The organism is Pseudovibrio sp. POLY-S9, from assembly GCF_001431305.1.
Lineage (GTDB): Bacteria > Pseudomonadota > Alphaproteobacteria > Rhizobiales > Stappiaceae > Pseudovibrio.
Map to the genome: position 1 here is coordinate 72,126 of NZ_LCWX01000088.1, position 23,125 is coordinate 95,250.

The 23,125-nt window shown below is 52.4% G+C and carries 29 protein-coding genes; 10 read left to right on the forward strand and 19 right to left on the reverse strand.

Annotation, left to right across the window (positions count from 1 at the left end):
- The 3 genes from PPL9_RS07555 to PPL9_RS32325 all read right to left on the reverse strand — a co-directional run bounded on the left by PPL9_RS07555 (position 1) and on the right by PPL9_RS32325 (position 1,385).
- Positions 1 to 885 carry an MBL fold metallo-hydrolase gene (locus PPL9_RS07555; RefSeq protein WP_057462117.1) on the reverse strand — a complete coding sequence of 295 codons (885 nt, stop codon included), beginning with the start codon at positions 883 to 885 and terminating at the stop codon, positions 1 to 3.
- 148 nt (positions 886 to 1,033) lie between these two features.
- Positions 1,034 to 1,246: a DUF2892 domain-containing protein gene (locus PPL9_RS07560; protein WP_057462118.1), complete on the reverse strand. Its 213-nt coding sequence runs from the start codon at positions 1,244 to 1,246 to the stop codon at positions 1,034 to 1,036.
- Positions 1,236 to 1,385 carry a hypothetical protein gene (locus tag PPL9_RS32325; RefSeq protein ID WP_161831238.1) on the reverse strand — a complete coding sequence of 50 codons (150 nt, stop codon included), beginning with the start codon at positions 1,383 to 1,385 and terminating at the stop codon, positions 1,236 to 1,238. The genes PPL9_RS07560 and PPL9_RS32325 overlap by 11 nt, the downstream gene beginning before the upstream one ends.
- A 131-nt stretch (positions 1,386 to 1,516) precedes the next feature.
- Between PPL9_RS32325 and PPL9_RS07565 the strand changes: the two genes are divergently transcribed.
- Positions 1,517 to 2,722, forward strand: a complete 1,206-nt coding sequence (locus PPL9_RS07565) for a glycosyltransferase family 29 protein (protein WP_208989235.1) — start codon at positions 1,517 to 1,519, stop codon at positions 2,720 to 2,722.
- Positions 2,723 to 2,829: 107 nt separating this feature from the next.
- On the opposite strand, the gene PPL9_RS07570 is transcribed toward PPL9_RS07565, so the two are convergent.
- The 6 genes from PPL9_RS07570 to PPL9_RS07595 form a co-directional block, all read right to left on the reverse strand.
- The gene (locus PPL9_RS07570) at positions 2,830 to 3,498 is read right to left on the reverse strand and encodes a Crp/Fnr family transcriptional regulator (RefSeq protein WP_057462120.1); all 669 of its coding nucleotides are present in this window, start codon (positions 3,496 to 3,498) and stop codon (positions 2,830 to 2,832) included.
- 146 nt (positions 3,499 to 3,644) lie between these two features.
- Positions 3,645 to 4,802 carry a protein kinase gene (locus tag PPL9_RS07575; protein ID WP_057462121.1) on the reverse strand — a complete coding sequence of 386 codons (1,158 nt, stop codon included), beginning with the start codon at positions 4,800 to 4,802 and terminating at the stop codon, positions 3,645 to 3,647.
- Positions 4,803 to 4,957: 155 nt separating this feature from the next.
- Positions 4,958 to 6,571, reverse strand: a complete 1,614-nt coding sequence (locus tag PPL9_RS07580; protein ID WP_057462122.1) for a protein kinase — start codon at positions 6,569 to 6,571, stop codon at positions 4,958 to 4,960.
- 159 nt (positions 6,572 to 6,730) lie between these two features.
- Positions 6,731 to 7,504, reverse strand: coding sequence for a crotonase/enoyl-CoA hydratase family protein (locus PPL9_RS07585; protein WP_057462123.1), 774 nt, complete (start codon positions 7,502 to 7,504; stop codon positions 6,731 to 6,733).
- Between the two features lie 108 nt (positions 7,505 to 7,612).
- Positions 7,613 to 7,822 (reverse strand): hypothetical protein, encoded by a 210-nt coding sequence (locus tag PPL9_RS07590; protein WP_152986621.1) that lies wholly within the window; start codon positions 7,820 to 7,822, stop codon positions 7,613 to 7,615.
- 214 nt (positions 7,823 to 8,036) lie between these two features.
- Positions 8,037 to 8,918, reverse strand: a complete 882-nt coding sequence (locus tag PPL9_RS07595; RefSeq protein WP_057462125.1) for a hypothetical protein — start codon at positions 8,916 to 8,918, stop codon at positions 8,037 to 8,039.
- A gap of 296 nt (positions 8,919 to 9,214) precedes the next feature.
- On the opposite strand from PPL9_RS07595, the gene PPL9_RS07600 reads away from it, so the two are divergent.
- Positions 9,215 to 10,237, forward strand: coding sequence for a GSU2403 family nucleotidyltransferase fold protein (locus PPL9_RS07600; protein ID WP_057462126.1), 1,023 nt, complete (start codon positions 9,215 to 9,217; stop codon positions 10,235 to 10,237).
- A 15-nt stretch (positions 10,238 to 10,252) separates the two neighbouring features.
- On the opposite strand, the gene PPL9_RS07605 is transcribed toward PPL9_RS07600, so the two are convergent.
- From PPL9_RS07605 to PPL9_RS07630, 6 genes are all read right to left on the reverse strand, one after another.
- Positions 10,253 to 10,531: a hypothetical protein gene (locus PPL9_RS07605; RefSeq protein WP_152986622.1), complete on the reverse strand. Its 279-nt coding sequence runs from the start codon at positions 10,529 to 10,531 to the stop codon at positions 10,253 to 10,255.
- A 528-nt stretch (positions 10,532 to 11,059) separates the two neighbouring features.
- The gene (locus tag PPL9_RS07610) at positions 11,060 to 12,136 is read right to left on the reverse strand and encodes an alpha/beta hydrolase (RefSeq protein ID WP_057462128.1); all 1,077 of its coding nucleotides are present in this window, start codon (positions 12,134 to 12,136) and stop codon (positions 11,060 to 11,062) included.
- A 240-nt stretch (positions 12,137 to 12,376) separates the two neighbouring features.
- On the reverse strand, positions 12,377 to 12,661 hold the full coding sequence (locus tag PPL9_RS07615; protein WP_057462129.1) for a hypothetical protein: 285 nt from the start codon (positions 12,659 to 12,661) through the stop codon (positions 12,377 to 12,379).
- 133 nt (positions 12,662 to 12,794) lie between these two features.
- Positions 12,795 to 13,769 (reverse strand): AraC family transcriptional regulator, encoded by a 975-nt coding sequence (locus PPL9_RS33135; RefSeq protein WP_208989236.1) that lies wholly within the window; start codon positions 13,767 to 13,769, stop codon positions 12,795 to 12,797.
- Positions 13,770 to 14,030: 261 nt separating this feature from the next.
- Positions 14,031 to 14,624, reverse strand: a complete 594-nt coding sequence (cyaB, locus tag PPL9_RS07625; protein WP_057462130.1) for a class IV adenylate cyclase — start codon at positions 14,622 to 14,624, stop codon at positions 14,031 to 14,033.
- Between the two features lie 120 nt (positions 14,625 to 14,744).
- Positions 14,745 to 15,344 (reverse strand): hypothetical protein, encoded by a 600-nt coding sequence (locus tag PPL9_RS07630; RefSeq protein WP_057462131.1) that lies wholly within the window; start codon positions 15,342 to 15,344, stop codon positions 14,745 to 14,747.
- 145 nt (positions 15,345 to 15,489) lie between these two features.
- Between PPL9_RS07630 and PPL9_RS07635 the strand changes: the two genes are divergently transcribed.
- The 3 genes from PPL9_RS07635 to PPL9_RS07645 are packed head-to-tail and all read left to right on the forward strand — an operon-like array spanning position 15,490 to position 16,962.
- The gene (locus PPL9_RS07635; RefSeq protein WP_057462132.1) at positions 15,490 to 16,092 is read left to right on the forward strand and encodes a TetR/AcrR family transcriptional regulator; all 603 of its coding nucleotides are present in this window, start codon (positions 15,490 to 15,492) and stop codon (positions 16,090 to 16,092) included.
- On the forward strand, positions 16,089 to 16,526 hold the full coding sequence (locus PPL9_RS07640; RefSeq protein WP_057462133.1) for a hypothetical protein: 438 nt from the start codon (positions 16,089 to 16,091) through the stop codon (positions 16,524 to 16,526). Before PPL9_RS07635 ends, PPL9_RS07640 begins: the two co-directional genes overlap by 4 nt.
- A gap of 58 nt (positions 16,527 to 16,584) precedes the next feature.
- On the forward strand, positions 16,585 to 16,962 hold the full coding sequence (locus PPL9_RS07645) for a GFA family protein (RefSeq protein ID WP_057462134.1): 378 nt from the start codon (positions 16,585 to 16,587) through the stop codon (positions 16,960 to 16,962).
- 8 nt (positions 16,963 to 16,970) lie between these two features.
- On the opposite strand, the gene PPL9_RS07650 is transcribed toward PPL9_RS07645, so the two are convergent.
- From PPL9_RS07650 to PPL9_RS07655, 3 genes are all read right to left on the reverse strand, one after another.
- On the reverse strand, positions 16,971 to 17,489 hold the full coding sequence (locus PPL9_RS07650; protein ID WP_057462135.1) for a DNA topology modulation protein FlaR: 519 nt from the start codon (positions 17,487 to 17,489) through the stop codon (positions 16,971 to 16,973).
- Positions 17,490 to 17,574: 85 nt separating this feature from the next.
- Complete coding sequence (locus PPL9_RS34130; RefSeq protein WP_082596645.1) at positions 17,575 to 17,790, reverse strand: GDCCVxC domain-containing (seleno)protein; 216 nt, start codon at positions 17,788 to 17,790, stop codon at positions 17,575 to 17,577.
- A 4-nt stretch (positions 17,791 to 17,794) separates the two neighbouring features.
- Complete coding sequence (locus tag PPL9_RS07655) at positions 17,795 to 18,118, reverse strand: hypothetical protein (RefSeq protein ID WP_057462176.1); 324 nt, start codon at positions 18,116 to 18,118, stop codon at positions 17,795 to 17,797.
- Positions 18,119 to 18,209: 91 nt separating this feature from the next.
- Here PPL9_RS07655 and PPL9_RS07660 point away from each other — a divergent pair, with 91 nt between their 5' ends.
- Positions 18,210 to 18,599: a MerR family transcriptional regulator gene (locus PPL9_RS07660; RefSeq protein WP_057462136.1), complete on the forward strand. Its 390-nt coding sequence runs from the start codon at positions 18,210 to 18,212 to the stop codon at positions 18,597 to 18,599.
- A gap of 110 nt (positions 18,600 to 18,709) precedes the next feature.
- Here the strand turns inward: PPL9_RS07660 and PPL9_RS07665 are convergent, their stop codons facing one another.
- Positions 18,710 to 19,345 (reverse strand): TetR/AcrR family transcriptional regulator, encoded by a 636-nt coding sequence (locus PPL9_RS07665; protein ID WP_057462137.1) that lies wholly within the window; start codon positions 19,343 to 19,345, stop codon positions 18,710 to 18,712.
- Positions 19,346 to 19,599: 254 nt separating this feature from the next.
- Here PPL9_RS07665 and PPL9_RS07675 point away from each other — a divergent pair, with 254 nt between their 5' ends.
- The 4 genes from PPL9_RS07675 to PPL9_RS07690 all read left to right on the forward strand — a co-directional run bounded on the left by PPL9_RS07675 (position 19,600) and on the right by PPL9_RS07690 (position 23,118).
- The gene (locus tag PPL9_RS07675) at positions 19,600 to 20,298 is read left to right on the forward strand and encodes a putative metalloprotease CJM1_0395 family protein (protein WP_057462139.1); all 699 of its coding nucleotides are present in this window, start codon (positions 19,600 to 19,602) and stop codon (positions 20,296 to 20,298) included.
- A gap of 233 nt (positions 20,299 to 20,531) precedes the next feature.
- The gene (locus PPL9_RS07680; RefSeq protein ID WP_057462177.1) at positions 20,532 to 20,894 is read left to right on the forward strand and encodes a DUF2946 family protein; all 363 of its coding nucleotides are present in this window, start codon (positions 20,532 to 20,534) and stop codon (positions 20,892 to 20,894) included.
- 260 nt (positions 20,895 to 21,154) lie between these two features.
- Complete coding sequence (locus PPL9_RS07685) at positions 21,155 to 21,526, forward strand: DUF2946 family protein (protein WP_152986623.1); 372 nt, start codon at positions 21,155 to 21,157, stop codon at positions 21,524 to 21,526.
- 35 nt (positions 21,527 to 21,561) lie between these two features.
- The gene (locus PPL9_RS07690) at positions 21,562 to 23,118 is read left to right on the forward strand and encodes an ABC transporter substrate-binding protein (RefSeq protein ID WP_057462178.1); all 1,557 of its coding nucleotides are present in this window, start codon (positions 21,562 to 21,564) and stop codon (positions 23,116 to 23,118) included.
- Positions 23,119 to 23,125: the final 7 nt, after the last annotated feature.

Sequence of the window (23,125 nt, forward strand, 5' to 3'; positions counted from 1 at the left end):
TCAAAGTGCGTTGACTGGCACTTTGAGCATTGGAACGCCGTCCTCATCGGTCGGCACTGCACCTGCACGCATGTTCACCTGCAAAGACGGAATGATCAGCTTTGGTACGTCCAGCTGCGCATCACGCTCGGTGCGGAATTTGATGAAATCTTCGCGGGAGTGGCCTTTACCAACGTGGATGTTGTGTTCTTTCTCCGCACCCACTGAGGTCTCCCACTCAATGTCGCGGCCATTCGGGCCGTAGTCGTGGCACATGAACAGGCGCATCTCATCGGGCAACGACAGTACCTTCTGAATGCTGTCATAAAGCGTTGCGGCATCCCCGCCCGGGAAGTCCGCACGAGCAGAACCGCCATCCGGCATAAACAGGGTATCGCCCGCAAACGTCGCATTGCCCACAACGTGAACCATGCAAGCGGGAGTATGACCCGGTGTGTGAATGGCAAACGCAGTCATGGTGCCGATCTGATAGCTGTCCCCGTCCTTGAACAGCTTGTCAAACTGGCTTCCGTCGCGCTGGAATTCAGTTCCTTCGTTGAACACCTTGCCGAATGTGTCCTGAACCACGGTGATGTTCTCACCAATGCCGATCTTGCCGCCCAGCTTCTCCTGAATATACGGAGCAGCAGAGAGGTGGTCGGCATGAACATGGGTCTCAATCAGCCATTCAACCGCCAGGCCATTGTCCTGCACGTATTTGATGATCTCATCCGCATTGTCATAGGTGATGCGACCTGCTGCATAGTTGATGTCCATAACGGAATCGACGATGGCAACAGAAGATGAGGCAGGATCTTTCACCACATAGCTAATTGTATTGGTGCCGGGGTCAAAAAAGGCCCTGACTTCAGGCTCGACAGCCATGTTCACGGGGTAGTTCGTCATAACTTCCTCAATAAGTTAACGCGTGCGCAGTGGCGGTCGATGGTACGTGCACTTGTTTGTTTTCGTGTTCGACCGCCTGCACAGCCGCCTAAGCATTTCTTATTATATTTTTTTGTCGGAAATCAGTTTGTGATCTCCGGAAACATGCTTAAACGCGGCAGGTTTTAATTCCAAAAATGGAGTAGAACGGGCAAATCCGCACGGCGGAAACCAGCAGCATTACAATGCCAACAATGATTGCGCCATAAAAGAAAAGTGGCTGCATAAACAAAGAAATGTTGGTAGACAACGGCAGTGCAATCAGCACAACACCGACAATAAAGCGAAGAATGCGATCAATAGTTCCAACGTTAGCCATCATAGTCTCGTCCTCCAGGTACGTGGCCTAACGGATAACGAGTCTTCGCAAAGGCTTCAGTGACGAAGTCACCAAACTCCGCTCCAAACCCGTCTTTTCTTCGAAGCGCCTTAAAAATCAATGCGAAATGCCCAAAAGTCATAATGCCAGCTGGCTATCCCAGAACAATCCATAGGTTTCAGAGATCCAATTTCTGGCTAGCATAGCGTTGAAGGGCACAGCCGGAAGATTCGATTGCCCGAGGCGTGCGCCAGAAAGCAGTTGGGGTTCCAGTTGGCCGAAGTTTCTGTAAAAAACCGCGAGCTTTACGCTCAACTTCATAGATCTAACCCCGGATACGGCACATCTTCATCCTATATGATGGATATCATATTGCCGCTGGCTGCGGATGCTCGACCCAAAACCATTCTCGATTATGGCTGTGGGAAAAGCTCACTTATTGATGACGTGGCCACACTTCTTAAAAGCGAAGCACACCGATACGATCCGTCAATTCCTGAGTATTGTAGCAATCCTCAAGGGAAGTTCGACCTTGTTCTGAATACCGATGTATTGGAGCATGTACCGGAAACCGAACTGGATCTTGTTCTTAAAGACATCAGAGCAAAATCAGAGAAAGTTATCTTTCACATCCCGACGCTCTATGCGACAGCTCTACTTCCAGACGGTTCGAACGCCCACTGTACAGTGAAGCCCTCCCCGTGGTGGCTCGACAAACTCTCTGAGTACTTCCCTTATGTTGACGTCCTTCGAAGTGCTACGAACGATCAGCAGTTTTACATCACCTGGCAGTTGTCTCAAAAGGGGCGTCAAGACCTGAAAAAGGTCTATCGTCAGCGAAGGCGCGCCAACTCACTTGCAAAGCGTAAACACATTTTACGGCTGCTGCGCATGAAGCTTTTTAAGGGGTATGTTTCCAAACAACAGCTGAGAGATGATATCGCTGGAAAACGTATCGCTGTTGTAGGAAACGCGCGTTCACTGAGCGAAAAGCAATATGGTGCAGAGATTGACGCACATGATCTTGTCATCAGGCTAAATCGCGGAGCAATACCTCATACGAGCAGCCATGGACAAAAACTATCCTGGGTCGCGACAAGCATGAGTGTTCCCAAGAGTTTCGTCTATAGCAAGCAAATACAACGGGTTATCTGGACACCTGCCAACAGGAGTTTTTCTCTTCCTCAGTGGTTGGTAAAACAGACCGACATCGTTTACCTGCTGAAAGAAACTGAGCTCAAACGCTATCTTAACCGCACCACCAGAAAGACAAGTACCGGCTTTGTGCTTCTTTGCCTCTTGGAGGAACTTGGCGGATACGGGCAGATAGATGTTTATGGTTTTGACTTTTTTGCTACCGCAACAAACACCAATCACATTGATCTGGACAAAGCACACCAAGACCATAACTATGAGCTGGAAAAGAAGTTCCTCGTAAAATGGATGGCTCGCGATCCGAGGGTTGCTCTTAAACTCTGAAGATTTTGAACATGTCGCGTTTATGTGCATTCACGCGCTAAGCTCTAAATCCTTATTATTACGCGTATTCTCATCCGAACACCGGAATCTCTTTTTTGGAATCCGCTCTAGGCTTTCGCCAGAACTTCCAGTCCGGCGCGGTCAACAATCTCGATGGTTCCGCGGGACTGGGTGATCCAATCACGGCGCTGAAACTCGCGCAGTTGGCGGGAGATCACCTCACGCGCAGTACCCAGTTCTGCTGCCATTTGCTGGTGCGTAGTGACCACTTGTTTGCTGCTGCCAGCAAGTTCCAACAGTTTCTGCGCAAGACGGATGTCCATGCGCTGGAACGCGATCTCCTCAATCACCAGAAACAGGTCCGTAATGCGCTTGGAGTAAGCGGAGAACACAAAGCGGCGGAAGGTTTCGGATTGGGCAATGAGATCATCAAACACCATGCGCGGAATAGCGACCGCTTGCGTGTCTGTCTCCGCGATGCCTTCTGCTGAGTAATCCTCATAGGCCAGCAGACAGGCCGTCGTCAGCACGCAGCTTTCGCCTGCATGCACACGGTAGAGAATGATCTCGCGTCCACCTTCAGAAAGCTGCTGCACGCGCACGGAACCTGAAAGCAAAAGCAGGAGGTTTTCCGGGGCTTTACCAGGACCAAAGATGATGGTGTCGGCAGGCACAGAGACAATGGTGCTACGATTAACCAGAATGTCCCTGATGTGATTTTCCAGCTTGGAAAGGCCTTGGAATCGATCGATCCAATTGGCAGCAGCGGTTGTCATGGTTTCCTCCCGAAACGCCCCCAAGAATGCGTATATTCTTGGCATAGTGCATAAAAGCGTTTAGCGCAATCAGGGCCTTTGGCAGAAGAATAATCTAACGAGCCTGTACTACTAGCTGCATTCAGGAATAAATTTTCACGTCTGCCTTATTCTGCGCGTTCGCCGACAACACCCAAAGCCTCCTCAGCTGACAAGCGCTCTTCCGGAGATAGCTTCAGTAATCCTTTAATCGCGCCCTTGATGTTGTCCGGTGTGCCGTCCAACCGCGCTTCCAGCTTTTCATCCAGCAAAGATTGATCATTGCTGCTGCCACTGCGGAATTCCTGAAGTTCATCAATCAGCTCCTGCTGCGCATTTTTGCCAGCAGCTGCCGCAACAAGCACAAGGCCACCTGCCCAGGAATCGACCTTAGAAGACAGCTCCGCTCCATCAACAAACCGTTCAGGCGGCTGGTTGTTTGGCGTACCGCCTATCTCCATTTCAAAATGCTGGCCATCCTCACAATCAGCGGCAACCCCCTCATGCGCCGTTGCATAGTCAAAGCTGGTGATCACCGGTTCTGTGCTGTCTTCCTCACGAAACTGAATGGTGTCGATGTTCAGATCCTGATGGAAGATGTTCCGCTTTTGCAAAAACGAAACTCCGGCCAGAAGGCCTCCGGCGAAGTCGTTGAGCGGCTCTTCATCCATGCCTTTATCCTCTGGGAGACGGTCATCCAGTGACCCACCCTTCAGTTTTTCACGGATGGCGAATGGCTCCCCGAACTCTGTCAGGCCTGCACCTTTCAGCTTCAAAATATTCTCGCTGCCGGGCGCCTGATCAAACTCACCAAGTGCGGTGAGGATCTTGGCTTCGTGCACCAACAGCTCAGCCCCGACAAAGGTGGGCGGGGAATCCGGTCCAGCGGAATACGCGTTTGGCCGCTTGATCACAGCATCTTCCATGTACGGATAGTCCTGCACCACGCCAGACGCATCATAAGACAGCACATTTTCCGCATTGGCCGCACCGCCTGTGACAGGAGGACTGACCTTGCCTGTCACGTCCATGGCATGCTCTTCAGAAATGCCAAACATGTTGCCATAGGACTGTTTGCCACCGCTGGTGTTGCCATGCTGAAAGGCTGAGGGCACGGAATCCGGCTCAATAACCATGGTTCCGTCTGGTTTGGTTTGCACCTTGATGGGGCTGTTATCCGGAGGCGTTTCACGTGCGTTTGCGGAGCCCGCTGCAGCTTGTGCTGGCGGCAGATCAATGCTCAGGACTCTGGCGACAGCTCTCATCCACGTGTCATAGTCAGCCATTGTCACCTCGGAAAACGTCACCAGCCTTGCGAACCACTCGAGATCTCCTCGTTTCAGCCTGCAGTATCGGGAAGTATCGTTGTTCGCCTATGCGCTGAAAAGCAAACAGGCAAAACAACGTATAGGCGGCCCTACCAAAATAGTAAGAATTGCAGCTACTGCTGCTCATCCTCTGGCTGATCTTCAATCAACGCCAATGCTTGCTCAGCGGTCATTCGCTCATTCAGATCGATCTTCAGAAGTCCTTTAATCACGGCCTGAATGTTTGGCGGTACATTTGCGATGCGCGGCTCAAGAAAAGCATCATAAAGCCCCTGATCTCTGCGTCCGTCTTGTGTACGAAACTCTGCGGTTTCATCGAGGAAAGCTTGTCGCCCCTCATTACCGATTGCCGCTTGTAACATCAGAACTCCGCCATTCCAGGAGTCGATCTTGCCAGTCATCTGGCCATTTTCATCGTATACTTCTGGCGGTTGAATATCGGGAGAACCGCCTCTCCTGTAGCCGAAGTCCCGACCATTTTCGTGGTCAGAGGCGATGCCCTCATGTGCTGAGGCAGTATCAAAATCACTGATAACCGGCACAGTGCTGTCATTTTCGCGAAACAAGATGTTATCAGCCTTCAGGTCCTGATGAATGATGTTCCGATTTTGCAAAAACGCCATGCCTGAGAGAACGCCCTTTGCAAAATCATTCAGTTGCGGTTCTTCCAGACCGCGATCATCAGGGATACGATTTGCAAGTGTGCCGCCATTCATTTCTTCCATGATCAGGAACGGATCACCAAACTGCGAAATGCCAGAGCCTCGATATTCGATGATATTCTCTGCCCCCTTCGCATCTTTGAAATGAGAGAGAGCGGTCAGGATTTTGGTCTCATGCACAATCTGATCGGCACCAACAAACTGCAATGAACCATTTGCCTCTTCCATCGCATGGCATCGCTTAATAGCGGAATCTTCAATATCCGGGAACTTTTGCAGGTATCCTGTTGCACCACTCGCGAACACACTTTGCAGCCGCTCGTTGTCAACCTTATTGGGCGGTGTGAGCAGACCCTCCACATTCATCGAATGTTCAGTAGGTTCATAAGTCACCTTATCACGCCGACCTAAACTGCGTTCCCGTTTGGCTTTAATCGTGGCTGGAACAGAGCGTCGATCAATAACCATGGTGCCATCATTTTTCCGGTTCAGGCGGATCGAACTGCCTGCCTGCGGCATCTCGTTGTAAACCCGGCCTTCCGGTGGCTGCTCGCCCTCTCCTGGCTGCGGATCATGCTGGTGCAACTCGCGATGCTCGGGCCGTTCCAGTTCCTCAAATTCCTCGTCATCCATATCCTCCTGTTCGCCCGCTTCATAAGGTGGCGGAGGATCGTAAGGCGGCGGGGCCTCAAACGGGATTTCCGGTTGCCGCAAGTCTACACCGCGCTGCTCAACACCCCGCTCAATGTCGCGTTCGTCCTCATCATCTCCAAGCGCCAAAAACTCGCCTTGCTCTTCGATAATGCGGCCTTGCTGATCGTGCGTGGGCCGTCGCTCAATGCCTTCCTCGATGTTTTCCTGCTCTTCATCCTCAACGATGGCCATAAACTCGCCGCGCTCTTCCTCAGGCCCATCAACAATCATGTCTTCAACGGCATTGTCACCTTGCGGAGGGATCTCACCCAGCCGGACATTCAATGCCCGTTCCACAGCATCCAGCCATTGCTCTTGCTCTGGCGGCAGGTTTTCCTGATTTCCAGCGGGGTTTTGGGGTTGGGCAGGCACGGCATTCCTCCGACAATCGGTCCTGAGAGACACAATATATCATGCGAAGAAAAATGCCTTCCGCTAAGTAATGTTTATTTGAGTTTAGGTGTAGGCAGTCTTAGCGAGGCCCGCAAAATTGTGCAGCCTGCGTTTACCCAGTCGCAATCAATGTGCTCGTCAGCTTTCCACGTCAACCCAGTGGCGTCCCTTGCCGTGGCTGAAAGCCGTTGCGCCGGAAACGGTCTCTCCGCTGGAGATTACCGAAAGGCCGCGCCGCATCTCGTTCCTGATCGCCTCTGCTTCTGTCATATCCCACTGCTCAAACATGGAGAGCCGGTCACTGCGCATGCACATTTGCGGAAATTGCGCCATATGCGCCGCCAGTTCCTTCGCCTTGGTGAGAGCCTCCCCGTCTTCCACGAGGCGATTGACGAGGCCAAAGGCCACGGCTTCCTCACCGCTCACACTGCGTCCTGTCAGGATCATATCTGCAGCACGGGATTGGCCGATCAAACGCGGCAGGCGGATGGTACCCATATCAATCAGTGGCACGCCAAACCGTCGGCAATAAACACCAAACACTGCAGATTTTCCGGCAACGCGCATATCCGCCCAAAGCGCCAGCTCCAACCCGCCAGCCACTGCATGGCCCTCAATCGCCGCAATCACTGGTTTTGATAGCCGCATTCGAGACGGGCCCATCGGCGCGAAGTCGCCTTCCTCTTGCAGAGTGTTAAGCTTGCCTTCTGAAATGGCTTTAAGGTCAGCCCCCGCGCAGAACGTGCCTTGAGACCCGGTGAACACGGCAACGGAGAGGCTGTCGTCCTCATCAAAGCGGGTAAAGGCATCCACCAGCAGCTGCGCCGTCTCCCCATCCACCGCATTGCGCCGTTCAGGTCTATCCAGCGTAATAACCGCCGTCGTCCCCTCAACCTCAAAACCAACCGCCATAAACCCCTCCCCTGAAATTCAGGAGAAGCCTAACAGAACTTGCCAAGCCCCGTCAGCCATTCAAAGGTGGAGTGTGGGTGTCTAATTATAAGTGCGTTTATGGGGGATTTATTGCTTGGGCTTTCTTCTGAAGATACGCCCAAGCACGACATCTAAGACCTTTTCGAGAGCAAAGAAGGTTGCACCTGTTCCCAGTATAATGAGGATGGGAACGCGTGTGAGAAAATACAGAAACTCCCAAATGACAAGAAGCCAGCCAAGTAAGCCTGTAACCACAAGCGTTTTACTAAGCCTCTTCTTTCCGCCTTCATTTTCCAATAGCTCCTCCCCTCTTCCCGACCTAAACAATATTTGGAGAGAGGATCCTATATTGCAAGTATAGGTTGTTTCTACACTCAAAGCATTTGGGGGTTCGGGAAGATTGGTCATGTGGCTATCGGTATAGACATTCTCAAATCAAAATGTCTATACCAATTCTGAGCATCCAGATCTTCAGAGCTGCGCCAGCAGCAGGCGCAGCTTCTCCAATATTTTACAAGCTGAAGGACGCCAGAGCGCTTGGAGATGTCGCATTGACCAATGAGAAGACCTGTTTGGCGAGCTCAGTCTGAACATGCTGCGCTTTCTCGCGCGCCAGATCTAAATTCATGTCCTTGTTAATTTCCGCCGCAACTTCAGCATCAACAGGGCCTTCTGGCTGGGACAGCAGCTCAATCTGAGCATCACGAGCAGAACCGATACTGTCGTAAACATCCTCAAACGCAGCGTTCCAATTGATGAATGCCTCTGCCAGAACGCTTACAGCCACGTCGGCAGTATCACCTGCCAACATCTCTGAGAAATCAAAGGTGAGAACGTTGATCCCTGCCATGCCTGCATTTTCTGCAGCTTCTCCATTGAGGATCCAGGTCAGGGTGTTTGTCTGATCGTTTGGCTCACCATCCGTGCTGCCCGGAAAAATGCTCTCCAGTTGCTCACGAATGTCATCATTCTCGAGATACGGGTTATCAGGATTAAACTCGATGCCATCTGCAAGTATTGCCTGAACGTTTTCTTGAAACTTGGAAAGCTGATCAACAAAACCCGAATAATCACCAGATCTGTTTGCTATCTCCGCATGTGCCTTCATCAAAATAGACTCGATACGAAGAGGCATCAGCTCCATGTTAAGTTCAGAAGCATCAAATATAAGCTTTTCCTCTGACCAATCTCTTTCAAATATCTCAGCGTAAACCTTGTCTGCAGCTTCTGCATCCAGGGGAGCAGGCTCAAAGATGCCTTTAGCAGCGTCAACCCGAAAGCTCTTGAAACTCTCATCTGCTTCAAAATAGGCCAGAGTCGAACTAGGTCGCTCTACAGCGTTTTGTGTTTCGAACAGCTGAACACTGCTAGTATTTAAATCAACAGAATTCATGTTTCTGTCCCTCTCTGGAAATAATGGGACATCTCGGTAAATCCGAGTCTGCAGAAGAGCATCATGCACTTTCATCGAAAGTCTGCAGCAAACCTGACAACGGAATCTATTTCAAAGAAAATAACGCGATCAAAGCTGCAATTATTCTATCATAATACATGTATAATTCACATGAATTATAATAAGCCACGCAGTTCATTACTTAGGAAAATCGATTTCATTGGTTCCAGCCTCATTACATCTGGAACTATATAATGGTATAGACACTTTAGGAGCAAACTGTCTATACTGCCTATATGACAGATCTTCCTCTCGCCTATCAGAATCTCGCCGCCGATTATATTCAGAAAACGCATGATGACAGCAGGGCTTTGCGGGGCTCGGTTTATCAGCAGGCGAAGGGGAATGTTGAGAACGTTTTCGTCAAGATGCCGGTCGGTGCCGGGCGCAAGAGCCTGTATGTGGGGCCAGCGTTGCAACCGGAAACGCAGGCGAAGGTTGAGCAGATCAAGTATGCCAGCGAGCGGGCGCGAGCCCGGCGTAAGGACCTGAGCGTACTCAACAAAGTCGGCGTTCTGTCGACACACAGCTATGCGGGCCGTGTGCTGGATGCCATGGCCTATCATGGCCTATTCCGCAATGGCGCCATTCTGGTGGGTACACTGGCCTATCAGTGCTACCCGCTGCTGTTGGGATGTACGTTGCCATCCACGCAGCTGGCGACGGATGACGCAGATCTCGTAGCCGCCTCATTGGCCATCAAGGCAGATGAGGGCATCGATATGCTCTCGATCCTGAAAGACGCCGACCCGAGTTTTGAGCCTATTCCGGAGCTGGATGGACGCGCCAAGCCGGCCCGTTTCCGCTCTCGCATCGGATTTGTGGTGGACTTGCTGACCCCAACCCGCAAGCGCGGCGAAAAGCAACCGTTGGAGCTGCAGGGGCTGGATGCGGGAGCTATGAGCCTGCAATATCTGGCTTGGCTGATTGACGATGCTTCTCCGGCTGCCTTGCCCTTTGGCGCAGGTATTCCAGTTTTCGTGCCACGCCCTGCGCGTTATGCGGTTCACAAGCTCATCCTTTCGCAGAAACGAGCCCATACAACCACAAAAATCGCCAAGGATCTGGCGCAGGCCAAAGCCCTTATCGAAGTGCTTGAGCGGTCTTGCCCCGGCTTGATCGGCGACGAACTTTTGGATGCCCAATCTCAAGGCAAGCAAGGTTGGAGCGATCCCATCGTCAAAGCCATGAAAGCCCTCTGGCCCGACGGCTCCTGGCAGGAACACCCTGAGTTTGAGGAGTTTGTAGAGGGACTGTAGGCCCGCTTTCAAAACTCACGCCATGAACAGATTGCTGATGTTGCAGTCTTGCGAAAGATGCCCCTTCGCCCAAATGGAGTAAACAATATTCCCAGCAGTATTGAGGACAGAAGGCCCTAACTCATTTCCGTTCATATCAACGGGCACAAAATGAAACTGCTGAGAAGTGTTTGTACCGCCCCTATCAAAAATCCGATAGCACATATCCGGCTTCAGCTCTCCGTCCATCTGTCCTTTGATAAACGCGGTTTTTAAATACCCGTAGCTATCAAACTCACCGTTTCCAACCCACATAACACTCCCCCCTAATATTGGCCTCACCGGCATCAAAGCTGAGAGTATCGCCTGCATACATACAGAGCATCTCTGCCGTTATAGGGAGCTAAAGTCACGATAGCAGCACACTGACCTCTCAGCATTCAGGGGGCTTACTGCCCTTCAGGTTTCTTGAAGGCTTAAGGAAGACGCGTTATATTAGGCAAGTGGAACGGGAAGCGCTAACTCCCCGCTCCGGTTGTTAGGTTATCCTAAAGAGGGCCCGAAAGTAGACTGCCAGTCGTCTTCGGGCTCTTTTTACTTTGAACCTCAATTCAAATCTCACCTAACCACCACCTCCTTTGACCAGGCTTTGCTTCTGTCGGAGTGCCTAACCTCTCCGATTGCACGGACTGGCGCGTGCTGCTGCTTCACAAAGGGGTGGTATAGGAGAGCGTATGCTGACCGGAACAGACCGACAACATCATGATTTATCTAGCTTATTATCACTGGTTTAATTTAATGGGCGAGATCTACTAGTCTTGAGCACCGCTTCAGCTCACACCCTCAACTCGCCTCAGTCACACTCACATGTTTCATCAGGAAAGCATGGAACACCGCGTCGAACTCCTCCGGCTTTTCGATGTAGGCGGTGTGGCCGCAGTTCCTGACCACATACCGCTCAACGCTTCCACCATTTGCCTCATAGCGATCCAGCGCTTCGGAGGTTTGGGTGACCATCGGTTGGGGTGGGAAGACCTCTTCGCCGGGCCAGCTGGGGAGGAAACCGAGTTTGCCTAATGAGCCCAGATCAAACATAGAGGCATCAGAGACGACAAGATCATCCGCGCCATGCACCCAAAGCACAGGCGGTTTGGCCTCAACATCACAGAACCCCAGAGGGTTTGCCTGACGGGTGGGTACAAGTGCATTGGTGCTGCCATAACGGCCCGGCGCGATACCCGGCCAATTGGGCGAGGGCACCACATCTCCCGGATAGGATTTGTCGCCGGTATGCTGCGCAAACACGGTTGTCATGTAATCGCCTAGCCGCGTGGGCTGGAAGGGCGGCTTCCAGACAAACGTATTGAGGATGTTGCGTGGAGAAAAATCACTCCCCGTACTGCTGTCTTTGCCCATAAGCAGCTTTACAAACTCAGGGTTCACCGCCGCAGCCCCGCTGCCTGCCCCGTCTTCAAAACACGGCGAGCCATCCGCTTTGCAGCACCCAAAGCCAAAGGGAGAGGACGGGCTGACTTGCGTAAGCGACAGCACTCGCTGCGGATAATCGGCAAGAAACTGCCAGAGCACACCGCCGCCGAGCGAGTGGCCAACCATATGCGCAGCCTCAATCCCCAGCTCGTCCATCAGCGCGGCAAGGTCATCGGAAAAATCCCTGGTGCCACGGGTTGCATCCACCACTGCGGCAGGGTCAGCGCCTGCATACCCGCGCAAATCTGGCGCAATGGCACGGAAAAACTTCGGCAAGCGCTGCATGGTTTCTTCAAACCATGTGGCCGCAGAAAGGCTACCATGAATGAAGAAGATCGGCACACCATCCTCAGGGCCGGAAAACAGCACCCGCGTGGTCAATCGCTTGGATTGAACAGACCGCGCCTCAAGAAGTGTTGGTATCTCAATCATCTTCACCCCAATGCTTTGGTGCAGGTTACGAGCTGCCCCAAGAAAATGCCTGAGACAAACACGCAGGACCAACGGCTTAAAGCAGTTTCATTGCCCGCAAATAAAGGCAAACCACCTCAAGTAGCTAAAACTAGAAGAATGATGGCGGTGCGAATGCACCAATGTCAAGATACCACGCCATGCACGTATGGTGGGTAGAAACGGGAGAGCAGGCGACAAAGTAGAGGCGTGCGATTCCCCTCACCGTGCCCGCTTGGCAGTTGTCGCGAGGGCTTTGATTTCCAGCAGGGCTTTTACTGCAATTTTGCGGCTGGTCAGGCTGAGTTGCCGCTGCCAGGCATCCTCATGACGCGACCAGCGGAACGCATTGCTCTTTAAGATCCGGCAGATCTCCTCGCTGGGTTGCTCATCAAACACAAACTGAATGCGGTTGATACGCGGATTTTCTCTCACCGTTAGCCCTGGAACACGAATGCTTCCCGGCTCAACCAGTTGCTGCTGTTGCCGAGGGTTGTCTTGGGGCATAGCCTCGATCCTTTTTCTACATGCTATTCCTGAGTACAGAGACGGGGTGCCAACGGGCAGGTCTGATCTGATGCCAGTTAATTGACCCGTTGAACTCCCTCTCCGCCTCACCCCGTATTTTTAAATTAATGACCTATTCCGTGTTTTTATTATCCCGCGAATGCCTCCGGTATTTTGCAGGAGACACCCCAAACTGCCGCGTGAACGCGCTTATGAAATTGTTGTAGTGGCGATAGCCAATGTGCTGCGCGATTTTAGAGAGCGAGGCATCGCTCTGCTCAATCGTTTTGCGTGCAATCTCCAGCCGCTCATTGCGGTAGACCTCAAAAACCGTCCCTCCGAAAATCTTCTTGAAACCGCTGTTCAGGCGCTTCTCACCAAGGTTCACTTTGTACGCCAGATCACTCAAAGACAGCGGCGTGCTGAGGCTGCCCATCAGCAGCTTGTAGGCTCGCTGCACACTCGCCACTTCGTACTCGTTAAGCATTCCGCCAGCGGATACCTGATTGCTGAGAAAGTTGGCTTTCAGTGCCAGCAATTGCAGCACAGCACCTTCAATAAACAGGTTCCGCATGGTCCCAACCAGCGGACTGCTGATCACAGACCGCACAAGCCGCCGCATCTCTGGTGTCGGGCGAAACTCCAACAGGTTAAACTCCGGCTCGCTTCGTTTCAGAAACGGAAGGAACGTGGCAGGAATGTCGTCTTCAAGAGCCCGTGCGAGGAACTCCTCTGAAATTGAATAGGAGAGCAACTGCAGGTCGGTGCCGCGCGCAATCTGAAATTTGGTGGTAGAGGGGCCGTATCTGACAAAATTAGCCCGATCCGCACTCAGACTAAATTGCCCAACCCCGGAGACTGTTGCAACCAACGAGCCTTGTAAAAGAAAATTTCCGGATATCGTGCAGGCTTCGTTTCTAAAAGAAGTATAACAAGCGCTAAAATCCCGTTTTGGAAGTATTTTGGCAATCCGAACCTGAAGCTCTTGGTTGTATTCAATATTGCTAATTATAGCAGAGACGTTTTCGTTGTTTACGTAGAGTGGAGCAGATGCGTCAAAGTACTTTCTGAAATGACCGTCACGTATATAGGTCCACTCTGATTGCATTAAATATTCCACTCATAACTATTCCAAAAATAAATTCATTATGCATTTATACCTAGTGCATAATTTTAGTATCAACTAAACAGCGAAACTTAACCCCAGTATTACCCTTGCGAATATTTTCGGCCTTCAAGAATAGAAAAACGGGCACAATTACTTACGGGTATGAACACCATAGTTTTCAAATGGATGCGCACAGGCCCACAGTACACACCCCGCAAATGGGTGTGTTTTAAAGCTAAATCAGTAAATCCTGAAATGAATTCAGGCCTTTTTCAAAGCCTGCTGCATGGCGCGGTAGGATTGGGTTTGCAGGGCGTTTGAGGAGAGGTTGAAGCTGTTGGCCAGTTCGCCGATCTCCTGCTCGTGCTGAGATAGCATGTCGGCGTCATCTGTCATGATAGCCAGTTCAACAAAACGGCCAAGGTCAGGGACTTCATCCAGCGTGATGTGGAACTTGCCGAGAAAGTAGATGTCGCGCTTCTTTTCCAGCCGCTCGACCTCCTCAAACCCCAAAGACAGAATCATGGCGTTCGTCTGATCTGCATCTGCCATATCCATGGAGATACATTTGTCCGGCCCCGGCCCTTTGCTGATCCAGAGTGCACGGCCTGACGGGCGCATGACACGCAGCACGTGTTGCTGGTTGTTGTTGGCAAGGCGCCTGTCTGCAAGGTCATAAAAGATGTCTTGCTCGGTATTGCCAAGGGTGAAGGGCACGGCTCCACGCGCTTCCAGCTGACTGCGGATCACTTCAAGATCGGCAACAGCGTATTTGCGCTCCACTTCATAGATACCTTTGAAGTGATCCCCCGGATCACACAGCATGCCTTTGGTTTGAAGATCGGTCCCAGTCATCACAGGCTCCCTAAGCTCATAAGAGTATCCTTAAAAAGCGTTTGAGAGGGATGCAAGAGCGGAAGCATCACGGACCACTGTTACGTGACCCGTGATGTATGTTTGTGTCGCTAAAAGCCCTTATGGACGGGAGGCGTATTGGGTGCCGACCTTGTAGCGCTTCATCTCGCTGTCGGTCATCCAATGCACATCTTCTGGCGGCGCGGCTTCCAACGTGTACCAGTAGAACAGCGGATCGATGCCAATGTTTTTGTAATACTTGAGATACTTCTCGTGCTCCTCATGCGTTTTGGACAAGTCCAACGCGTTGTAATCCTCAGCACTCCAGGAATGCACACCAATGCGCGCGCCCTTCACCACAACTCGCTTTTTACCCGCAAGGAAGAAGTCCGTCCCACCAGACGCGATAATACCGTTTGACGGAATAACCGTGGTCAGCCCGCGTGCATGAACAATGCGGCCCGCCTCCAGATTGGCGTAATCATCATCGGAACCCGGCACATCCACCATAACGATGCGCTTGATCTTCGGGTTTTCATCCAAAGCCGCCCGCAAATCAATCGGCGTGGACGAGCTGATGACTCCATTCATCACCAGTTCTCCATCCACGGCCTCAAACCGTGCAATCTCGTAGTCATCTTCAATCGAGCCACACCCGGCCAGCACCAGCACCAACAACGCCGCTGCAGGCCAAACCACCATCTTCTTCAAAGCCACCATTCCAAATCCATCAATTCGTTCTTGTTGGCCTAGTGCTTCTCATAGGTGGGATGAAGGCTGAGTGATCGTCTGCTTGCTTGCCAGTATCACCGTCTCCTGTGGGATGGATTTGATTCAGAACGTTCATTCTGCTATCAACTGAGTCATGCCAAGAAAAGCCAACATAACCACACAGAACCTGACCGACCGCGCACTGGAGCATTTTTGGGAGAACGGCTTCCATGCCTCCTCCATGGATGACCTTGTGAAGTCAACAGGAGCCACCCGTCACGCCATTTACGGCGTATTCGGCGGCAAAAAGCAGATGTTCCTCGCGTGTTTCCAACGCTATCAGGACCTCGTTGTCTCACCGGCGTTCACTCAGGTAGAGCAGCCTGATGCAACGCTGGAGCAAGTCGCAAACTACTTTGAAGCACAGATCAGCCGGGCAGAGGAAACAGGCCTTCCGGGCCCGGGGTGCTTTGTCGCCAACTCAGCAACCGAGGTTGCGCCGCACGACACGGACATTCTGGCCAAGGTGGAAGAACACAATGCCCGCCTCAAGCTGGGTTTTCTCAATGCGTTGCGCAACGAAACGCCTGCACCGCACCAACTGAGCGCTGAAGAGCTGGAATTGCTTGCGGGGGTGCTGGTGGTGTTCACCAACGGCCTCTGGTCCACCTCCCGCCTCACCCAAGACGGTGATTTTCTGCGCGCCAGCACCAGACATTTTTTAGAAACCATCAGAACACGGATTTCGGCCCCATGACTGCTATTGCTCCCTCAAATCTCAAAGGAGCCTTCTGGCTCGCCCTGCTGCTAAACCTGCTTTGGATCAACGCTTCCGAGGTCTTTCGCTATTTCGCCTTCGTCATGCCGTTGATGCGCAGCTCACTTCCGCAACTTCAGGACGTGGCCCCCATGAACCTGCCGGTGTTTATGATCTGGGGCGTGTGGGACACAGTGCTGGTGCTCGCAGCAACCGGCCTCAGCTGGGTGCTGCTGGAACGGTTCGGCCCAACCATCCGCAACGCACTTTACGCAGGCAGCGCAATCTGGGCAACAATCTTCGTCATCCTCTGGCTCGGCCTCTGGAACATGAACCTGGCCACCACCCAAATCGTCCTGACCGCCTTGCCACTGGCCTGGCTGGAAATGATCGTAGCCGCTCTCATCGTAAGATGGATGATGGTGCGGGGGTAGTTGGTCTTAGGCCATTTTCACAGTACCCTGCCCGCCGGATAACCGGGGGAGAATCTGGATGGAACAGGTCACAGGTGGATGTTTGTGTGGCGCAGTTCGCCTTGTGGCGACGGGAGAGCCGGACAGGGTTGGAGTGTGCCATTGTCTCGATTGCCGTAAACACCACGGCGCCGTTTTCCATGCCTCGGCGGTCTACCCTGAGGAGAAGGTCAGTGTTGAGGGCGAAGTGAACGCCTATCAGGGCCGCTTCTTCTGCCCAAAATGCGGGTCTTCCGTCTATTCAACCAGTGAAGGCGAAGTCGAGGTCCATCTGGGCGCTCTGGACGAACCCAACCAGATGACCCCAACCTATGAACTCTGGACCACCCGCCGCGAAACCTGGCTACCCAAATTCCCAGTTGCGAAAACCTACGAGAAGGATCGGGTTGAGGACTAGCCTATTCTTCAGTCAGAAGCTTGCCAATCATGGAGCGCGGTTTCGATATCGCGTTGGTTTCGGCAATGCCAAACGCACTGGTTTGTGGCACTTTCGAAACAGGTGCTGATACTGCGGCGAAGTCTTGAACCATTTTTGAGACTGCGAACTGCGAAGCGGTATTGCTGAAGCGGCCAGTCCGAGTTTCCTGCAGGCAGTTCCCGGCGGGTTTTGCCAATGTTGCGCCACGGACGCGTTATCAGGCGCCATGTCCTTACCAGCTCAGGTGGATCAAGCCAGACAACAGCATCCGCTCGTGGAAGGGCCAGCGGCAAAAGACTTGGCCCACCTTCAAGGATCCAGGCATCGGTTGCCACGAGTTGCGACAGGGCCGTGTCGATTTCTGATCTTGGTCGTTGTTGCCAGTTACTTGTCAATTTGATTGCATCGAAAGACACCAACGGTATTTCGGAACGCGCAGCACTCATACGAGCTGCGACAAAACTTTTGCCTGTTCCGTTTGCACCAGTAACAATCAACCTTCGCATCTAAAACCTGTATGGGTTCAGAGGATCGGTCCAAATCACTATCTGAATCGCAATACCACGACAACAGCCCTTGCTGAGTAATGCCCTATCCGCAGCAGCTTTTGTCTTGTTGGATTGGGGGGCATGGGACTGTGCCGTAGGAGCAGTAGACACAGCAATCGCCGGGGAGAGGCTTCAGCAAAGTTCCGCAGGCTTTGCAGTCATAAAACCACTGGCAGGCGTTTGTTGGCATGGTTTCAGTTTCGCTGTGCCCGCATTCCGGGCAAGTTACTGTGCTTTCTAGGATAACTGTTTCTGTCATAGCATCACATCAGGCTGATCAGGTGGTCGTTTATTGCGGTCTCGTTCAAAACGATTGCCCATGCCAGCACCGTCACGAGTGTACTCACCAGCAAATGCCACTGCAGTTGGCCTAGTGCACCGCGATAGAGAGCAGTGCCCCACGCGGCCAGCAGCAGCAAAGAGGACGCACTCAGCACAAAATAGCTGGCCGCGGCAATTTTGCCAAAAACGGCTAACCAACCGCCACCAAGGCCCGCAAGCATCAAAGCAATGGGGAGCACGCAGCAGGTGGCTACTCCCAGTGAGGCAAAGGAGCCTGCATGGTTCATTTTTAAAAAGGTCTTCATCGGCAAATCCATTCGTCATCGCAGTTGTGATGGTTCTGCCGCATGCTTATAAATGCTGTAGTAACTACAGGATCAAGGCAGGAGTGATCACATGTTCGCGATTGGCGAAGCGTCTAAGCGCAGTGGCGTTGCTATTGAAACGATCCGTTATTACGAGCGCGAAGGCATAGTTATCAAACCTGCCCGCGGGGATAACGGACGGCGCGCTTACTCCGAAAAGGAGATCGGGCAGTTACGCTTCATCAAACGCTGCCGGGATCTGGGGTTCACCATCAAAGATGCACAAGTGCTTCTCAGCCTCGGTGAGCAGCAAGACGAGAACTGCAAAATCGCCCATGACATGAGCAAGGCGCATTTGGAGTCTGTTCGGGAAAAAATCGAGAGCCTTCGACAGTTGGAAAAAGCGCTCGAAGAGCTCATGGGCAACTGCGCCAGCGGCAATCTGCAATGCCCTTTGCTGGATCGTCTGCACGCAGACTGAAGCGCCTAGCCGGCCTAACCCGTAAAAACATAGCAACGCAGAAAAACGCTAAATCGCGCAAAGCAACGCACATTTCAACGCAAACGAGATATCCCCTCTTTAAGCGGGGATTAAGTCTCTTCCAGCAGCACCGGATCAGCCACCACGGCACGCAGCACCAGGTCAGAAACGCTGCGGGCGATTTCTTCCAGATCCTTGTCGGTTTGCTCGGCGCGTGGAGAATACCAGAAGCATGGGCCGTTCATCAGGATGATGATGGAGTGCAGGGTGATGGAGACTGATTGCTCTGCAAACACACCAGCCTCAATGCCTTCTGTCAGCACACCGCGATACAGGTTCTCATAGGCACGGCGCATTTCGATGATTTGCTCGATCATCTGTGTTTCATGAGGCTTGGCCGCACCACGAAAAAACATGCGAGTGTCTTCGCTGACAACGCGGTGATAGCTCAGGAACTTGAGGATGCGCAGCACATGGGCAATGGACATGGCGCGTAGCTTCTCGACAGGGGGGATGTGTTGCGCTGCAATGGGGCTAACCCGTTCCATAAGCAAGGAAACAGAGCGCAGGCGCACGGCATAAAGCAGCTCACCCTTGGAGCGAAAATGGTGGTAAACACGCCCCTTTGTAGACCCAAGCAGACCGGCAATATCATCAATGGAAGCCACATCCGGCCCCATCCTCATGAAGCACTCCGCAGCAGCGTCCAATATCTCCTGCTGAGACCGGCTCAAATCTTCGATCATTCCCGTATTCCCCTAAAGGCTCCCGCTGCCTTCCCTTTAACGCAGTTTGCTTGCAATCTGAATCCGACAAGCTGCTTTAAAGCATCTTTCTTGCGCCCAGTCCTACCCGAAAACCAGCAGGCACATTTCAGGAATGCGCTGTAAATACACAGGTTTACAGTCTCCACCCGAAGCAAAACCCTAGCATACCTAACGAAATTGTGTATCAGAAATTCCTTTACCTGAAGCACCAGTCCCTAGTATAAGTTCAACCTATGATAGATGGAATTGGTTCCTCATTTACCGGACTGGCTCGCTCTGCGTCTTACAACGCAGCTCAGCCCTCACGCGTAAACCAGCAAGAATCCACGTCTTTTTCCGTTGAACATGCGGTCCCAAAAGACTCCGTCACCATCAGAAGCGACCTTTCTGCCAACCCGGTTGCGGCTTCCTCCTCCTCTGAAAAGTCCAAGAATGAAAACGGACAGCTTTCTGATGGAGAACAGGAGCAGGTTCAAGAGCTTAAGACACGTGATGCGGAAGTTCGCGCGCACGAACAAGCGCATGCAGCAACAGGTGGTGCCTACGCTGGAGCGCCGAGTTATACCGAGTCTCGCGGCCCGGATGGTCACAGCTATGCCATTGGCGGCGAAGTCTCAATCGACTCCGCCCCGATTTCCGGTGATCCGGAAGCCAGCATTGCCAAACTAAACACGGTCATCGCAGCAGCCCTCGCGCCCGCTCAGCCATCCGGTCAGGATCAGGCCGTTGCAGCGCAAGCCCAGACGAATCTGGCGCAGGCCTATACCGAGCTGCGCGAGAAGAACCTTGGCGGCAGCGAGGAAGTGCAGGAAGCAAGCGAAATCAGTGGATTGCAATCCCTGTTGCAGGTTCAGGAATACCCTGAAACCGCCTCTGATCCATCTGCACTGCTGCTCAATGCAACTCAGGCTTATCAAGCCGCGGCAGTTTAACGCTCACCTGAGCATTCTTCATCCAGCAGTAATCCTCAGCACCCCACAAGCGTGCAACAACACTATGAAATCATGATGTTTTTCGAAGTCTCTAATTAACTCTACGAGCTGAATACCTGTCAGAGCTTGCTAAAAATTTTTCATAGAGTCGCGGTGCATATAAGTAAAAGTCATTGACTTGGTTTTTGTAGTGGCCTAAGGCGGAAATGTACTTAGCGTCACTCGAGTTTGCTGTGAAACTGACAAAAGCCAAAGCGACTGTATTTGCTGCACTGTTTGTGTTGATGCAGCTTGTTGCGCCTCCCGGCATGATGGTGTCCGGCGGTGAGGACGGCTTTGAGATTGTCATCTGCACCGCGCAAGGTATGCGAACAGTCCTTCTTGACGAGCAAGGCAACGAACTCCCGCAAGCTGAAGAACAGAAGGCCTACGACAACTGCGCATTTGGCACTGTTGTTGCAAAAGCACTCAGCTCTTCTCCTCACACAGAGTTTGGCGGATCCTCCCTTCCTATCGATGTAGTTTCACTGCCAACAAGCGTTGCGCTTGCTGAAACGACAGTGCGCATCGCCGCCCCCAGAGCCCCTCCCGCCTGAGCATAAATTGGTTTGTCCCAGCCTTTCTTATTGTGGCTAATTTGCTGACATAAAAGGGCTATTTTCTCAAAAGACATTCCTGTTCCGTCATGCAAACCCATGGCAATGACAGGTTTTCTGCAGGCTGCTTGCCAGAAAACCTACGCCACATTTGCATGCAACGGACGCCGCAGGGCACAGCCTCGCGTAAAGCTCATCCCTCAATCTCGGCAATGTCTGAGGTTGGCTCTGATTGCTCATCAAGTGCAAGGTGCATTCACTTGGCTTTGAAACCATCAACCGTACTGGCCTGCTGGCTCGCAACCTGGTTTGTGATCCTACAGCTTGTTGCGCCGCCCGGCATGATGCCGCGTGCGGGCACGGATGGTTTTGAGATCACCATTTGCACCTCACAGGGCTTACAGCAGATCTTCATAGAAACCTCTGATGAAGACGACGAGCAAAAGGACGTACAGAACAACGCGTTCTGCCTTTTCTCCCTTGCCATGCTGAAGTCACCAGCCCCTGCCTCATTGGGCAGCTTTGCTATTGAAACCTCAAGATCACAGCATACCTTCGCCCTCAACGAGGTGGGACACTACGCAATTCCGCGGCGAAGCCATGCTCCGCGGGCGCCTCCTGTCTTTATCTGATTTTCGCTCGATTACAGATAATGATTGGAATTGAAATGAATAAATTCAAACAACTACTTGGCGTCAGCGGTCTGCTCGCAGCGTCTCTTCCTGCTCTGATTTCCGGCGTACCAGCGGCACAGGCGGAAGACATTCAACAGCTGCGTATTGCGGTGAAAAAAGACCGCTACAGCGTAGACCCAAAGAAGTTCAACTTCACCACCCGTCGACCAGCCGGACAGATCGTTGAAACGGCTGTTAAACCAGACGAAAACTTCATTCCGCAAAGCGTGTTGTTTGAGACTTGGGACTACAAAGACGGCATTTACAGCATCAAACTGCGCGAGGGCATCAAGTTCCACGACGGACAGACATTTGACGCCAAAGCCGCGATCGACGCGCTGAAGCTGTACGATCAGGGCCGTTCTGACTTCTTGCAGATTGATCAGGAGAGCTTTGATCAGACCGGGCCTTACACCTTCACCTTCAAGTCCGAAATCAATTCCTCTCTGGTCATTGAAAACATGACCCACCGTGGAGCCTCCCTTTTCTCCATAAACGGTGAGCGTGCGGAAAACCCAATTGGTACAGGCCCTTATCTGCTGGACAGCTACAAGCCAAAGCAGTCCATCAGCATGAAACGCAATACGGATTACTGGGGGGATGCACCAAAGGTTGAAAACATAACCTATCATTTCATCGCGGATGATCAGGTGCGTTTGCTGGCCCTGCAGAACAAAGAAGTCGACATTGTTGCTGAAGTCACTCCTCAGATGCTGCTGAGCCTGCCCAAAGACGGTTCCGTAGTGGTGCACCAGTCTCGCCCAATCCGTTATGTGGCGCTGCTGACCAACCTGCACGGCAAAGCGCCATACGACACGCTGAAGGACAAACGCGTGCGTGAAGCACTGGCTTATGCCATCAACCGCGAGCAGCTGGCACAGGTGCTGTTCAACGGCAAAGGCGTTGTTGCAAAAGGTATTTTGCCAGACTGGATGTTTGGTCTTGGCGACAAGCACGTGGACGGCTTTGACTACAACACCCAGAAGGCAGAAGCCCTGCTGGATGAAGCTGGCTGGACCAAAGGCAGCGACGGCATGCGCAGCAAAGACGGCAAGCCGCTGAAACTGCGCCTTGTAGCTGCTTATCCGAACGTTTCCAGCGTACGCCCAATGCCAGAGCTGCTGGAGCAGATGTTCCGCGGCATCGGCATCGACATTGAGCTGGTTCAGGTTGATGATTCAGGCGTTTATGACGACACCTATCTGGCAACCGGCGAAGCGGATCTGTACATGGAGTTTGCCTCTAACAACAATGCAGACCCAACTTACCTGCTGTACAACCTGTTCCACTCCAAAACCCCGTGGGGCTACCAGTACACCGCACCGGGTGGCAAGCTGGACACCATCCTCGACAATGCCCGTCAGGCGCAGAGCCGCGAAGAAGTCATTGAACTTGTTCGTGAAGCGCACCGCGAAATCGTGCAGACCAAACTGGCTGCTATTCCAATCCTGATGGTGCCAAACTTCAATCTGTCCCGTCCGGGTCTGAGCATTCCAATGTTCGAGCACGCTGACTGGATCGATTACGGTCAGGTTACCCAAACCAAATAAGAGATGC